This is a genomic window from Thermopolyspora sp. NPDC052614 (assembly GCF_040678635.1).
Classification (GTDB): Bacteria; Actinomycetota; Actinomycetes; order Streptosporangiales; family Streptosporangiaceae; genus Thermopolyspora.
The window spans coordinates 171423-185501 of record NZ_JBFATZ010000010.1 but is presented as its reverse complement, the minus strand read 5'-3'; the positions used below and the strand labels follow the sequence as shown (position 1 = coordinate 185501).

Sequence of the window (14079 nt, the reverse complement as noted above, 5' to 3'; positions counted from 1 at the left end):
GGTCTTCGCTGGTCACCCTCTGGGCTCGATTGCCGCGTACAACGTCGGCCTGCTCAGCACACGAGCCTGACGCAAAATTCTGGAAATAGGATAACATCGCCAAATGGCGATTGTTGACCAGAGCGACCGATGCGTCAGCGCGAACATCGCCGCCGGCGTCACCCCGGCTGCGGCACTGTTCCACTCCCTGGCCGATGAGACCCGCCTGCGCATAGTGCAGCGTCTCGCCCAGGGTGAGGCCCGTGTAGTGGATCTGACCAGCACACTCGGGTTGGCCCAGTCCACCGTGTCCAAGCATCTGGCCTGCCTACGCGGCTGCGGGTTGGTCGAGTTCCGGGCGGAGGGCCGACAGTCCTTCTACAGCCTGACCAGACCCGAACTGATGGACCTGCTCGCCTCCGCCGAGCAACTCCTGGCCGCCACCGGCCACATCGTGGCGCTACGCCCCGCCCTCGACATCGCACCCGCCGACCTGGGCACCGCCCGCAGCGTTCTTGGCCCCATTCTTGACCCCGGTCACGACCGCCTCCAGCCGGAAATCGAAGGAGAGGCGGTGTCGTGACCGCCCTGAACCTGCCCATGGCCGCCCGCCGCACGTTGCTGCGGCGCCGAATCCGGCTCCTAGTGGCAGCGACCATTACTTACAACGTCGTCGAAGCCGCAGTCGCCCTCACCGCCGGAGCCGCCGCCTCCTCAGCCGCGCTCATCGGGTTCGGCCTGGACTCCATAGTGGAAGTCGCTTCCGCCGCCGCGGTGGCCTGGCAGTTCGCCGCGAGCGACCACGAGAAGCGGGAACGAGTCGCGCTCCGGATCATCGCGATCTCGTTCTTCGCCCTGGCCGCCTACGTCACCTTCGACGCCATTCGCTCCCTGCTGGGCATCGACGAGGCCGAGCACTCCACCCCCGGGCTGATCCTGGCCGCCTTGTCCCTCGTGATCATGCCGTTCCTCTCGTACGCCCAGCGCCGCGCCGGCCGCGAACTCGGCTCCGCGTCGGCGGTGGCCGACTCCAAGCAGACCCTGCTGTGCACCTACCTGTCAGCCGTACTGCTCGCGGGCCTGGCGCTCAACAGCCTGTTCGACTGGTCCTGGGCCGACCCGATCACGGCTCTGGTGATCGCCGCCGTCGCGGTCAAGGAAGGCCGCGAAGCCTGGCGAGGAGACACCTGCTGCCGGCCCACGCTCTTCGCCGATACCGCCGCCGCACCGGCGCAAGCCGAATGCTCCGACAACTGCTGCCGCCCCGGTACCCCTACCCCGGCCGACATCGAGATCAGGATCGAGAGGACACAGTGATCAGCTAAACGCCGCTGCATGCGCACCGCCGTGAAGCAAGCCGCTAACTGGAAGCGGCGCGTTGTTCGAAGCGGACGCGTGGCACGGACAATTCAGCTCGGTCGCCGCCGCGTTCCTCTCCCCTGAGCAGCGGGAGTGGCTCTGTCAGCGTCCGTCGGTGTCCTGGGCCGGCAGGCGAAAGGGAATGACGCTGACGATCATCTGGTGGGTGTGATCATGCGCGGAGCCGCGCCATGACCTCGGCGTGTCACCGGAGGATCAGGCGACCGTCGGCGTACGGAGGTCCTTGCGGAGTTCGTGGGGGAGGGCGAAGCGCATGTGCTCGGGGACGGACTCGACTTCCTGTACGTCGGTGAAGCCGTGGGTGGCGAGCTTGGCGAGGACGCCCTCGACGAGTTCCTCGGGGACGGAGGCGCCGCTGGTGACGCCGACGGTGGTGACGTCGGTGAGCCAGGAGTCCTCGATGTAGGAGGCGTCGTCGACGAGGTACGCGGCGGAGGCGCCGGCGTCCTTGGCGACCTCGACGAGGCGCTTGGAGTTGGAGGAGTTGTTCGAGCCGACGACGATGACGAGATCGGAGTCGGCGGCGATCTCCTTGACGGCCACCTGGCGGTTCTGGGTGGCGTAGCAGATGTCGTCGCTCGGGGGGTCGATGAGGTCGGGGAAGCGGTCGCGGAGGGCGGCGACGGTCTGCTTGGTCTCGTCGACCGAGAGGGTGGTCTGGGAGAGCCAGACGACGCGGCTCGGGTCGCGGACCTCGACCTTGGCGACGCCGTCGGGGCCGTCGACGAGCTGGATGTGCCCGGGGGCCTCGCCGGCGGTGCCCTCGACCTCCTCGTGGCCCTCGTGGCCGATGAGCAGGATGTCGTAGTCCTTGGCGGCGAAGCGCTTGGCCTCGTTGTGGACCTTGGTGACGAGCGGGCAGGTGGCGTCGATGGTCTTGAGGGAGCGGCGGGCCGCCTGTTCGTGGACGGCGGGCGAGACGCCGTGGGCGGAGAAGACGACGATCGCGCCCTCGGGCACGTCCTCGGTCTCGTCGACGAAGATGGCGCCGCGCTTCTCCAGGGTGCGCACCACGTGGGTGTTGTGCACGATCTGCTTGCGCACGTAGATGGGCGCGCCGTACTGCTCCAGAGCCTTCTCCACGGTGACGACGGCTCGGTCCACGCCGGCGCAGTAGCCGCGTGGCCGGGCCACGAGAACACGTCGTGTCGTGGGGATCTCTGCAGTCATGTCTCTATGCTACGGGGAACGCCACGCTGGCCATTCACGTCATCCTTGACCGCATAGAGTTGCGAATTGCCAGACAATCTGTCTAATTGTCCGCCCAAGGAGCCCGAGATGTCCCTCCCAAACATCGTCAAAAACATCGGCAAGGCGGTCCGTGAGAAGCTCGGGGACCGCGAGGAGCTCAAGGAGAAGGCCAAGGACCTTCCTCTCTACCTGGTGCAGACGGCGCTGAGCGGGATCGGCCAGGTGCTGCTGCTCGGCGACCGCGTCCGCAACAACCTCAAGCGGATGGGCGGGGAGGAGAAGGAGGAGGAGACGCGCGAGGCGAAGGCCGACGAGCAGGCCGCGGCCGCTGCGGGCACCGCGACCGCCGAGCCGGGGAAGCCGGAGAAGACCGTACGGCGTGAGCCGGTCATCTTCGCCCCGCGTCGCCCGGCCGAGGCGCCGGAGACCCCCGAGGCCAACGGCGGCAAGGCGCGGCCCGAGCCGGTCATCTTCGCCCCCGCCAAGGCCAAGGAGGAGGCCGAGGAGGAGGCCGAGGAGGAGGCCAAGGCCACGGGCAAGGAGAAGGAAGAGGACAAGAAGGCCGCCGAAGAGGCCAAGGGCACCGGGGAGGTCGCTCAGGAGACGGCTCCGGTCGAGGCCGAGGTCGGCGAGCCCGTCGCCGAGGAGAAGCCCGCCGTAGAGAAGCCGGCAGAGGCGAGCGCCGTCGAGGCCGCGACCGCCGAGTCGACGGTGGAGGCGGTAGAGGCAGTAGAGGCGAGCGAGGCCACGGCGAAGGTGACAGAGGAGCCCGCGAAGCCCGCGGAGGCGGCCGAGCTTGCGGAGGTCGTCAAGGCCGAAGAGCCCGCAGGCCCTGTTACGGCGGAGGAGCCCGCGGAGGCGGCCGAGGTCGAGGAGCCCGCGAAGCCCGCGGAGGCGGCCGAGCTTGCGGAGGCCGTCAAGACCGAAGAGCCCGTCAAGGCCGAGGAGCCCGCAGGGCCCGTTACGGCGGAGGAGCCCGCGGAAGCGGCCGAGGTCGAGGAGCCCGCGAAGCCCGCGGAGGCCGTCAAGGCCGAGGAGCCGGTGACGGCCGAGAAGGTCGCCGCGCCCGGGAAGACGCGGGCCAAGAAGAAGGTGGAGGAGGCCGAGGGTGCGCAGCCGGCCGCTGCTGAGGGCGGGGAGCTGGCCAAGGCCGTCAAGGTTACCGAAGAGGCCCCGCACGAGGACATAACGCCCGTGACCGCCGCCGCCGATACCTCCGACGCGCCGAAGACGACCGCTCCGGTCGAGCCGCTGCCCGGGTACGAAACGCTGACCGTGGCCTCGCTGCGCGCCCGCATGCGCGGCAAGTCGGCCGCGCAGATGCGCGAGCTGCTGGAGTACGAGCGGGCGACCCAGGGCCGCGCGGTCGTGATCAAGATGTTCGAGAACCGGCTGGCCAAGCTGGAGGCCGCCGAGTAGCCGCTGTCTGTCGGGCGGCCTCGGTAGGCTGCCCGGCATGGCCGCGAAGAGTACGCCTGAGCAACCTCTGCCGATCCGCAGCGTGTTGCAGATGGTGGCGCAGTGGATCGGCAGGCTGGGCATGGTCTGGGCGGAGGGCCAGATCACCGAGCTGAGCGTGCGCGGCGGCACCGTGTACCTCACGCTGCGCGACCCGGTCGCGAACGTGTCCGCGCGGGTGATGTGCCCCCGGAACGTGTACGAGGCGGCCGTGCCGCGCCCGGCGGACGGCGCGCGGGTGGTGCTGCACCTAAAGCCGGATTTCTACGTCAACCGGGGATCGTTCGCCTTCACCGCGCTGGAGATCCGGCCGGTCGGCATCGGCGAGTTGCTGGCCCGGCTGGAGCGGCTGCGCCAGGTGCTCGCCGCCGAGGGGCTGTTCAACGCCGACCGCAAGCGGCGGCTGCCGTTCCTGCCCGGCACGATCGGGCTGATCTGCGGGCGCGAGTCGGCGGCCGAGCGCGACGTGCTGGAGAACGCCCGGCGGCGCTGGCCCGCCGTGCGGTTCACCGTGGAGGAGGTCGCCGTCCAGGGGCCGTACGCCGTGGGCGAGGTCACCGAGGCCCTACGCAAACTCGACGCCGACCCGCGGGTCGATGTGATCATCATCGCGCGGGGCGGCGGCTCGCTGGAGGATCTGCTGCCGTTCTCCGACGAGGCGCTGGTGCGCGCCGTGGCGGCCTGCCGTACGCCGGTGGTGAGCGCGATCGGGCACGAGCAGGACAGTCCGCTGCTCGACCTCGTCGCCGACGTGCGGGCCTCGACGCCGACGGACGCGGCCAAGAAGGTCGTGCCGGACGTGGGCGAGCAGCTCGCCCTGATACGGCAACTGCGCGACCGGGGCCGCCGGGTCATCACCGGGTGGCTCGACCGGGAGACCGCCTGGCTGGCGGCGGTGCGCAGCCGTCCGTCGCTCGCCGACCCGGTGCGGGAGATCGAGCGCCGAGCCGAGCAGGTGGACGCGCTGCGCGACCGGGCCCGCCGCTGCCTCGCCGCCTCGCTCGACCGCGCCGAGGACTCGCTGGGGCACCTGCGCGCCCGTCTGGTCGCCCTCTCCCCCGCCGCCACCCTGGAGCGCGGCTACGCGATCGTGCAGCGCCCCTCCGGCGGCGTCGTACGGCTCGCCGCGGACGTGAAGCCGGGCGAGGAGCTGAGCGTGCGCTTCTCCGACGACCGCGTCCGCGTCATCACCGTGACCGACCCGCCAAGCTGAGCCCCCGCCCCGCCGGGGTGGCCGTCACGGCGACGGATCCACCCAGGTGAGCCCGGGGTAGCGGGCGGTGAAGCCGTACTCGCGGTAGAGCGGCTCCCCGTCGGAGGTGGCGTGCAGGTCCACCCGCCGTACGCCGTTGTCCCGATACCAGCCGAGCAACGCCTCCATGATGGCCCTGCCGTAGCCGCGGCGGCGGAATTCGGGATCCGTGGCCATGCCCAGGACGTAGCCGAACCTTCCGTCGAGCAGGACCGGGCCGGGGAACCGCTCGTAGATGAAGCCCATGCCACAGGCGGCCAATCCTCCGCCCTCCGGACGGTCGATGACGAAAACCGCGACATCCGGGGCACCCAGCCGTTCTCGCAGGCTGCGCGCGTAGGAGTCCTGCCATCCCGCCACGGCCGGATATCCGTTCGCGTCGGCGCTCATGCGAGCCGCCAGCACCTCGCGCAGCCGTACCAACTCGGGGATGTCGTCGATGGTCGCGGTCCGTACCCTCATGCCCCAACAAGTAGCGGCTGTCCGGCCGGCGGGCCACTTAATTTGTCCGCCCGCCGCCGTAAGGTTGGCTGCGTGGCAGAGCAGAAGGCGGAGCAGGAGAAGGCGCCCTCCTACGAGAAGGCCCGCGAGGAGCTGACCGAGGTCGTGCGCCGTCTGGAGGCCGGTGGACTCACCCTGGAGCAGTCGATCCAGTTGTGGGAGCGCGGCGAGCGGCTCGCGGCGGTGTGCGAGGAGTGGCTGCAGGGCGCCCGCGTCAGGCTCGCGGCGGCGATGGCCGAACGCGGCGAACGCGCCGAGGAGAAACCCGGCGACTCCGCCGAGGCCCCCTTCTGAGCCGATCATCGACCCGCTGCGGCCGGGGAACCATGACGAACGAACCAGGACGAACAACGACGGCATGCGCCGTCCCGGCATGGACCAGGGCGACTGTCTCGGGAGCCCGATTCGCTGTGGCAGCGGCATCACGCCGACCGTCTGACGAACAGCGGCTCCGCTCGCGAAGGTTCTTGAGATTCGACGGCCGAGTAGACGGCATCGGCGAATGCCGCAAGCGCGCCGCAGCCCTTGGGAGCGATCGTCAGGAGGGGGACGGCGATGCCGATGGGGAGGCCGATGGGGAGGACGATGGGGAGGACGATGGCGAGGACGATGGGGTGACCGTCCCCGCTGGGCCGGGCGTACCGGTGATCCTGGGGTGCGGCTGGAGGGAGGCGGCCAGGGTGGTGAGCTCGGGCCAGTCGGCCGAGCCGGTGACGACCAGGGTGACGTCGGGGAGGAAGCGGATCAGGGAGCGCTGGTTCTTGTCCTCGCGGTAGCGCTGCTCCCAGGTCGCCCCGCCCACCTGCACGGTGCCGATCGTCTTGTCGCTGTTGGCCATGCGGTTGGCGAACTCGGCGGCGGGCTTCTCGTCGCTCTGGGCCAGCATGGCGTGCTTGCGCTGCGCGGTCGCGAACCCCAGCCGCCAGGTCAGGGTCGCGCCGTCCTGCGGCATCCGCGAACTGTTGGGAATCCAGTTCGGCGGCGGCGTCGGGGGCGCCCACACGTCGAACGCCGCCTGGCGGCGCGCGTTCACCAGGTCGATGGAGTAGTTCACCTCGGGAATCCGCTCGGTACGGCTCTGCGGCGTCACAAGCAGAAACAGCCCGACGGCGGCGAGGCACACCACCAACGCGAACGCGTATCCCACAAATCCTTGGGTGAATCGGCCCACGACACGCGAGATTACCGCCTGCGGCCCCCGCCCCCGACCACACCGCCCACCTCACGCCGGTACGGCCGGGCGCACACCGGAAACGCCCCCGCCTGGGACCGTCAGCCGTCCGCCTCCCCGGAACCGGAGGCGGTGTCAGAGGTGGAGGGGGCGCGGATGCCGGCGATGATGTCCAGCGCCTGTTCGGCGAGCTTGCGTGCGAGAGTGACGTCCTCGGAGAGGGCGACCCGCTGGACGACGGCGGCGAGCGCGCCGGTGATGACGATGGCGAGCGCGCCCTCGTCCTCCTCGAAGAGCGCCGCGTTGCGTTTGACCCACTGGCCGAGGCGGTCGCGCATGTAGACCTCGAAGCCGGGCGGGCCGTCGCCGCGCAGGAACAGGGCCGCCAGGTCCCGCTCCTCGAAGCAGCCCTCCAGGTAGGCGCGGGCGCCCGCGATGAGCAGCGGCATCGGCTCGGTCACGCCTGCGGCGCGGGCCGCCTGCGTCGCCTGCTTGGTGCGCTGGATCTGCCTGTCCTGGAACTCGTCGAACAGGGCCGTGTACAGCTCGGCCTTGCCCGAGAAGTGGTGGTAGAGGCTGCCGACGCTGGCGTTGGCGCGCGCCACGACCTCGGTCACGCCCGCCTCGGCGAAACCGCTGGTGACGAATATCTCCTTGGCGGCCTCCAAGAGCGCGCCGCGCGTGGCGGCCCCCCGCTCCGAGGTGCGCACGACCGGTCGCTGGGTATCGCTGCTCATGGTGGCGACATTATCCTCCGTTGCCATTTCACGTCGGTCATCGTTCAGTGTCCGTCATCCATCGGGCAACCGCTCCTCGCGACACGGTCCGGGAAGTGTTCTGCGGGGAAGGATTCTGAGATCCAGGCGGAGGGACGTACCACCCTGAAGTCGTATGTAACGCGCCTGAGATTCTTGTTGGCGGCAGTTCGCAGAGAAGGGCTCATCATGTCCGACCAGACTTCCGTACCTCCCCCGCTGGCCACCGCCGAACACGCACCCGACCGGAACCTCGCCCTCGAACTGGTACGTGTGACCGAGGCCGCGGCGATGGCGGCGGCGCGCTGGGTGGGCCGCGGCGACAAGAACGGCGCCGACGGCGCGGCCGTGAACGCGATGCGCCAGTTGATCAATACGGTGTCGATGGACGGTGTCGTGGTGATCGGCGAGGGGGAGAAGGACAACGCCCCCATGTTGTACAACGGCGAGCGCGTCGGCGCCGGGCAGGGCGCCGAATGCGACGTGGCCGTGGACCCGATCGACGGCACCCGCCTGACGGCGCTCGGCATGTCGAACGCCATCTCCGTGATCGCGGTGAGCGAGCGCGGCTCGATGTACGACCCGTCGGCCGTGTTCTACATGGAAAAGCTGGTGACGGGCCCGGAGGCCGCGTCCGCCGTCGACATCAACGCTCCCGTGGCGGCGAACATCGAGGCGGTGGCAAGGGCGAAGGGGTCCTCCACCCAGGATGTCACCGTGGTCGTCCTCGACCGCCCCCGGCACGAGCGGATCGTCAAGGAGATCCGCGAGACGGGCGCGCGGATCAAGTTCATCACCGACGGCGACGTCGCGGGCGCGATCATGGCGGCTCGCGCGGACACCGGCATCGACCTGATGCTCGGCATCGGCGGTACGCCCGAGGGCATCATCGCGGCGTGCGCGCTCAAGTGCCTCGGCGGCGTCATCCAGGGCAAACTGTGGCCACGCGACGAGGACGAGCGCCGCCGCGCCCTCGACGCCGGTCTTGACCTGGACGCGGTGCTCACCATCGACGACCTGGTCCGCTCCGACGACGTGTTCTTCGCCGCCACCGGCATCACCGACGGCGAGCTCATGCACGGCGTGCGGTACCGCGGCGGCAGCGCCGTCACGCACTCGCTGGTCATGCGCGGCCGCTCCGGCACCGTACGCAAGATCGAGAGCGAGCACCGCCTGTGGAAGCTGCGCGCCTACAGCGCCATCAACTTCGACACTGCGGTCTGATGGGGGCCTAGCGAGAACCTGGCGAGGGCCTGACAGGGGCCTGACGTGCCTCGGCGGACCCGCGACGGCCCCGCCCGTCCGGGTCCGCCGCCGTCCTACCGAGAGCGGCGGAACAAACCCTTCTTCGGGGGTTTGGGGGACTTGGCGATGATGTTGCCGAGCACCACCCGCCCGGTGATCTCGATCAGCGGGGCCTCCGGGCTCGGCGGCGTCCGCACCTGGTTCTTCTTGCCGCCGAGCATCGTGTTCGCCGGCATGATCACCTGTACGCCCTCGGGCACGATGAGCGTCAGCGTCCCGCCGATCACGGTGACCTCCAGCGTCACGTGATTGCTCTGCAGCAGGGCCTCGCGCAGGTCTAGGGTGACCGACGTGCCGATCGCGGCGGCCGAGTAGCGCGGCGGCACGACCCACCGGCCCTCCCGCCGCTCGGCGCGGAACAGCGCGGTGACCGGGCTGTCGTCGAGGTTGACCGGCTGCTGGTCCGGAGGCAGCAGATCGGCGGTGAGCACGGCGAGTTCGCCCAGGGTCTTGGCCTGGTAGGCCCGCTCCACCCGTTCCTCGTGCTCTTCCATCGTCAGCCGTCCGTCGGCGCAGGCGTCCTGCAGGACGGACACGACGAGTTCACGGTCGCTGTCCGCGGCGCGCAACTCGGTCGACCGGGTGACCGGGCCGGAGGTCGTCGTGGTACGACGTTGCTCCCACGCCGACCACAGGGCGGACAGGTTACGGCTGAGCGACGACGAGGGCCGAGGATTGCTCTCCACACCCCAGACAGTAGGTCACTTCACGGGTGACCGGTACATGTCAGGCCCCACGCCCCATCCGACCGCGCGTCGAACGGCGAGCAGAGCCCGACCGCCGAGACCGGGGACCCAGCACCCGCCGAGCGATCACGGCGAGCAGTCGGCGGACGCGATGGAGGCCCCCCGTCGGCTGATGCGTGTGCGGCATGATCTTCTCCTCCCGCCGAGGTCCGTCTACGCTCGCCATTGACCGCATGGGACGCCCGTCCTAGCCTGACGGAACCTGAACCTTCCTCATCTTTCACCCCCAGGGGAGGTCCGGATGGCCACCGCTCGTGACCTCCGCGCGAGATTCGCCACGTTCGCCGTCTTCCTCGTCCAAGGTCTCACCCTCTCCACCCTCCTGACGCAGGTGGCCACGCTGCAGCGCAAGCACGGCCTCGGCGAGGGCGAGCTGACCCTGCTTTTGCTGGTCGTACCCGTCATCGCCGGGGTCGGAAGCGTGCTCGCCGGCGCCCTCGCGTCCCGGCTCGGCAGCCGCACGGTGCTGCGCGTCGCCCAGCCGCTCGCCTGCGCGGCCGTCCTGCTCGTCGGCGCCGCCCCGAACATCCCCACGCTGCTGGTGGGGAACGCGCTGTTCGGCCTGTGCCTGGGCGCCGTCGACGCCGGCATGAACATGCAGGCGGTGGCCACCGAGCGGGCGTACGGCCGGGCGATCCTGAACGGCTTCCACTGCCTGTGGAGCGTGGGCGCGGTGATCGGATCGGGGTGGGCGTCGCTGGCGGGCCTGCTCGGGCTGAGCCTGCTGGTGACGATCGTCCCGGCGATGGTCCTGGCGCTGGCCGTGCAGCTCTCCGCGGTCCCCGGCCTGTACACCGCCGCCGAGGAGCACACGAGCCAGGCGATTCCGGACACGCCCGCGGCGCGTCCGCACGTCCCGTGGGGGCCGATCCTGCCGCTGTGCCTGGCGATGGCCTTCCTGTACGTCGGCGACGCCACCGTGTCCAACTTCGGCTCGGTCTACATGGACTCGGTCCTCAGCGCGTCGGCCGCCGTGGTGCCGCTGGCGCTCGGGGCGTACCAGGCGACCACGCTCCTGGTGCGCGTCTTCGGCGATTTCGCCGTCCGCCGGTACGGCCCCGCCGCCGTCGTCCGCCTCGGCGGCGCCCTGGCCACGCTCGGCTTCACGGGCCTGGTGGTCGGCCCCAACGAGGGCGTGGCCATCGCCGCCTTCGCCCTGACCGGCGTCGGCCTGTCGGTCATCGCGCCCCAGGTGTTCTCGGCCGCCGGTCGGCTCGACCCGGCCGGCACCGGAGTGGCCGTGGCCCGCGTCAACCTCTTCAACTACATCGGCTTCATCGTGGGCGCGGCCGTGGTCGGCGGCCTCGCCGACGCCTGGAACTTCCGCGTCGGCCTGCTCGCCCCGCTCGTGCTCGCCGCCGTCCTCATCGCCCTGGCCCCCGCGTTCCGGCCCAAAACCGACTCGCCCGATTCGCCGCAGGACCGCCCCGCCGCCACGCCGCAACCCGCCGACCCGCAGGGGTGACGCCGCCATCGCCCGGCCGCGCCGGGGCGGCCTCGCCGCGGAGGGCAGGCCGCGGCGCCACCGAGCCGACGCAGGCGCGTGCCCCGGGTGCGCAAGGGGAAGCGGCGCCTCAAAGGCGGTGACTCAGGTGACTCGGGTGACTCAGGTGACTCAAAGGTAGTGACGCTGCTCCTTCTTGCCCTCCTCGTACCGCTCACGGGCCTGCCGCGCGACCGGCGTGCCGGACACCTCGGCCACCGGGACGTCCCACCAGGCCTCCGAGTCCGGCGCGTCCCCGGCGACCGTCCGTACGTGCACGACCGTGGTGCGGGTCGCCTCGCGGGCCTTGGCCAGCGCCGCGCGGAACTCCGCCAGGGTGTCGGCGCGCAGCACGTCCGCGCCGAGGCTCCCGGCGTTGGCGGCCAGATCGATCGGGAGATGGTCGCCGTCGAGCCCGCCCCCGGGCCCGCGCAGCCGGTGGGCCGTGCCGAGACGCCGGGCGCCGACCGACTCCGACAGCCCGCCGATGGAGGCGAAGCCGTGGTTGTCCACGACGACGATGACGAGCTTGACGCCCTCCTGCACGGCCGTGACGATCTCCTGGGCCATCATCAGGTACGAGCCGTCGCCGACGAGCACGAACACCTCGCGGTCCGGCGCGGCCATCTTGATCCCCAGACCGCCGGCGATCTCGTAGCCCATGCACGAGTAGCCGTACTCGACGTGGTACCCCTTGGGGTCGCGCGCCCGCCACAGCCGGTGCAGGTCGCCGGGCATCGACCCGGCCGCGTTCACCACCACGCCGTCGGCCCCGGCGGCCTCGTTGACCGCGCCGAGCACCGCGGGCTGGGTGAGCGCCTCCGCCGCATAGGCCGCGTCCACCCGCCACCGCCAGTCGTCGGCGAGCCGTACGGCCCCGGCCGTCCAGCCGGGATCGGCCCTCCAGTCGCCGAGGTCGAGCGCCTCAAGCGCGGCCCGCGCGTCGGCGACGAGCGTCAGCCCCGCGTGCTTGGCCGCGTCGAACGCGGTGATGTTCACGTTGACGAACCCGGCCGCCTGGGCGAACAGCGTGCGCGAGGCCGTGGTGAAGTCGCTGTACCGGGTGCCGATGCCGATCACCAGGTCGGCCCGCCGGGCCAGCGCGTTCGCGGCGGCGGTGCCGGTGACGCCGATCGCGCCCACCGCGAGCGGGTGGTCGTGCGGCATGACGCCCTTTCCCGCCTGCGTCTCCCCCACCGGGATCCCGTACCTCTCGGCGAAGCCGCGCAGCCGCTCCCACGCCTCGCTGTACACCACGCCGCCGCCCGCCACGATCAGCGGCCGACGCGCCTCCCTGATCGCCAGGATCGCCCGTTCCAGCGCGCCGGGCTCGGGCACCGGCCGGGGCACGTGCCACACCCGGTGGGCGAACAGCTCCTCCGGCCAGTCGTACGCCTCGGCCTGCACGTCCTGCGGCAGCGCCAGCGTGACCGCGCCGGTCTCGGCCGGGTCGGTGAGCACCCGCATCGCCGCCAGCAGCGCCGACGAAAGCTGCTCGGGCCGGTGGATCCGGTCGAAGAACCGCGACACCGGACGCAGGCAGTCGTTGACGCTCACGTCGTACGTGCGCGGATCCTCAAGCTGCTGGAGCACGGGGTCGGCGACGCGGGTGGCGAAGATGTCGCCGGGCAGCAGCAGCACCGGCAGCCGGTTGATCGTGGCGAGCGCCGCGCCGGTGACCAGGTTCGTCGCGCCCGGCCCGATCGAGCTGGTGCAGGCGAGGGTGGACAGCCGGTTCAGCGTGCGCGCGTACGCGGCGGCCGTGTGCACCATGGCCTGCTCGTTGCGGACCGGATGGTACGGCAGCGCGTCCCCGACGCCCGCCCCCTGCTCGGCGAGCGCCTGGCCGATCCCTGCGACGTTGCCGTGCCCGAAGATGCCCAGGCAGGCGGGGATGAGCCGCCGCCGTACGCCGTCGCGCTCGGTCCACTGCCGTGGCAGGAACCGCGTCAGCGCCTGCGCCGTCGTGAGCCGGACGGTGCGTCCGGACCGTCCCACGCTCATGGCCGCTCCTTCCCCGAGGTCATCGGCACACGCGGGTCCACCGGTTGATCATGCCAGGTGGCGCGGATCCAGGCGTGCCGGGGGTCGTCGCTGAACGCCATCGACCGCTGGTCCGCCGGGCCCGCCAGCACGTTGAGGTAGTACAGGTCGTAGCCGGGGGCGGCCATCGACGGGCCGTGGTAGCCGTGCGGCACCAGGACCACGTCGCCGCCGCGCACCTCGGCGAGCACGTCGATCGGCCGGCCGGGCGAGCCGTACACGCGCTGGTAGCCGACGCCGTCGCCGGCGACCTCGAAGTAGTAGATCTCCTCCAGGATCGCCTCGTTCTCGCCCTCGGCGTCGTGTTTGTGCGGCGGGTAGGAGGACCAGTTGCCGGACGGGGTGAGCACCTCGACCGAGACGAGCCGGTCGCAGTCGAAGGCGTCGGGGGCGCAGAAGTTGTTGACCTGGCGGGTGGCCCGGCCCGCTCCCCTGATCTCGACGGGCACGGCGTCGGCGGGGCCGTACCGGACCGGGAGCCTGCGGGTGGCGCACGCCGACGGCAACGCGATCCTGCCCCGCCCGGTGAGACGCACCGACGCCTCGATGGGGACGTACGCGAAGTCGGTGACGGCGGTGAAGACGGACGGGCGTCCGGCGAGTTCGAGCCGCTCTCCGTCGCATTCGACGGCGCAGGAGCCCGACAGCGGCAGGACGAGCATCTCCTCCTCGCCGGTGCCGAACTCCGCGACGCCGTCGAGGTCGAGCACGCGCAGGCCGCAGTAGGACCACCCGGCGGACTTCGGGGTGATCTCCACGGCCCACGGCTCCGACCGCGCCGTGCCGAACGGGATATGTGTCATATCGGCCTCCAC

General features: G+C 71.2%; 14 protein-coding genes. 7 read left to right on the top strand and 7 right to left on the bottom strand.

Annotation, left to right across the window (positions count from 1 at the left end):
• Positions 1-103: 103 nt before the first annotated feature.
• Positions 104-562, top strand: a complete 459-nt coding sequence (locus AB0K60_RS22385; RefSeq protein WP_364058065.1) for a metalloregulator ArsR/SmtB family transcription factor — start codon at positions 104-106, stop codon at positions 560-562.
• Positions 559-1296, top strand: coding sequence for a cation transporter (locus AB0K60_RS22380; protein WP_364058062.1), 738 nt, complete (start codon positions 559-561; stop codon positions 1294-1296). The genes AB0K60_RS22385 and AB0K60_RS22380 overlap by 4 nt, the downstream gene beginning before the upstream one ends.
• 258 nt (positions 1297-1554) lie before the next feature.
• On the opposite strand, the gene AB0K60_RS22375 is transcribed toward AB0K60_RS22380, so the two are convergent.
• On the bottom strand, positions 1555-2529 hold the full coding sequence (locus AB0K60_RS22375; RefSeq protein WP_364058059.1) for a 4-hydroxy-3-methylbut-2-enyl diphosphate reductase: 975 nt from the start codon (positions 2527-2529) through the stop codon (positions 1555-1557).
• Between the two features lie 108 nt (positions 2530-2637).
• Between AB0K60_RS22375 and AB0K60_RS22370 the strand changes: the two genes are divergently transcribed.
• Both AB0K60_RS22370 and xseA read left to right on the top strand, forming a co-directional pair.
• Complete coding sequence (locus tag AB0K60_RS22370) at positions 2638-3969, top strand: hypothetical protein (protein WP_364058056.1); 1332 nt, start codon at positions 2638-2640, stop codon at positions 3967-3969.
• Between the two features lie 37 nt (positions 3970-4006).
• Positions 4007-5221: an exodeoxyribonuclease VII large subunit gene (xseA, locus tag AB0K60_RS22365; RefSeq protein ID WP_364058053.1), complete on the top strand. Its 1215-nt coding sequence runs from the start codon at positions 4007-4009 to the stop codon at positions 5219-5221.
• Positions 5222-5245: 24 nt separating this feature from the next.
• Here xseA and AB0K60_RS22360 read toward each other — a convergent pair whose 3' ends face one another.
• Positions 5246-5722, bottom strand: coding sequence for a GNAT family N-acetyltransferase (locus AB0K60_RS22360; protein ID WP_364058050.1), 477 nt, complete (start codon positions 5720-5722; stop codon positions 5246-5248).
• Between the two features lie 72 nt (positions 5723-5794).
• On the opposite strand from AB0K60_RS22360, the gene AB0K60_RS22355 reads away from it, so the two are divergent.
• On the top strand, positions 5795-6055 hold the full coding sequence (locus tag AB0K60_RS22355) for an exodeoxyribonuclease VII small subunit (RefSeq protein WP_364058047.1): 261 nt from the start codon (positions 5795-5797) through the stop codon (positions 6053-6055).
• Between the two features lie 244 nt (positions 6056-6299).
• Here AB0K60_RS22355 and AB0K60_RS22350 read toward each other — a convergent pair whose 3' ends face one another.
• Positions 6300-6932, bottom strand: a complete 633-nt coding sequence (locus tag AB0K60_RS22350; RefSeq protein WP_364058044.1) for a DUF4245 domain-containing protein — start codon at positions 6930-6932, stop codon at positions 6300-6302.
• Between the two features lie 101 nt (positions 6933-7033).
• The gene (locus AB0K60_RS22345) at positions 7034-7669 is read right to left on the bottom strand and encodes a TetR/AcrR family transcriptional regulator (protein ID WP_364058041.1); all 636 of its coding nucleotides are present in this window, start codon (positions 7667-7669) and stop codon (positions 7034-7036) included.
• Positions 7670-7876: 207 nt separating this feature from the next.
• Here AB0K60_RS22345 and glpX point away from each other — a divergent pair, with 207 nt between their 5' ends.
• Positions 7877-8911 (top strand): class II fructose-bisphosphatase, encoded by a 1035-nt coding sequence (gene glpX, locus AB0K60_RS22340; RefSeq protein ID WP_364058038.1) that lies wholly within the window; start codon positions 7877-7879, stop codon positions 8909-8911.
• A 95-nt stretch (positions 8912-9006) separates the two neighbouring features.
• On the opposite strand, the gene AB0K60_RS22335 is transcribed toward glpX, so the two are convergent.
• Entirely contained in the window at positions 9007-9678 is a 672-nt protein-coding gene (locus AB0K60_RS22335; protein ID WP_364058034.1) for a DUF1707 domain-containing protein, read from the bottom strand.
• Between the two features lie 301 nt (positions 9679-9979).
• Here AB0K60_RS22335 and AB0K60_RS22330 point away from each other — a divergent pair, with 301 nt between their 5' ends.
• Positions 9980-11203, top strand: a complete 1224-nt coding sequence (locus AB0K60_RS22330) for an MFS transporter (RefSeq protein ID WP_364058031.1) — start codon at positions 9980-9982, stop codon at positions 11201-11203.
• Positions 11204-11353: 150 nt separating this feature from the next.
• On the opposite strand, the gene iolD is transcribed toward AB0K60_RS22330, so the two are convergent.
• Both iolD and iolB read right to left on the bottom strand, forming a co-directional pair.
• Positions 11354-13225 (bottom strand): 3D-(3,5/4)-trihydroxycyclohexane-1,2-dione acylhydrolase (decyclizing), encoded by a 1872-nt coding sequence (gene iolD / locus AB0K60_RS22325; RefSeq protein WP_364058028.1) that lies wholly within the window; start codon positions 13223-13225, stop codon positions 11354-11356.
• Positions 13222-14067, bottom strand: coding sequence for a 5-deoxy-glucuronate isomerase (gene iolB, locus AB0K60_RS22320; protein WP_364058025.1), 846 nt, complete (start codon positions 14065-14067; stop codon positions 13222-13224). Before iolB ends, iolD begins: the two co-directional genes overlap by 4 nt.
• Positions 14068-14079: the final 12 nt, after the last annotated feature.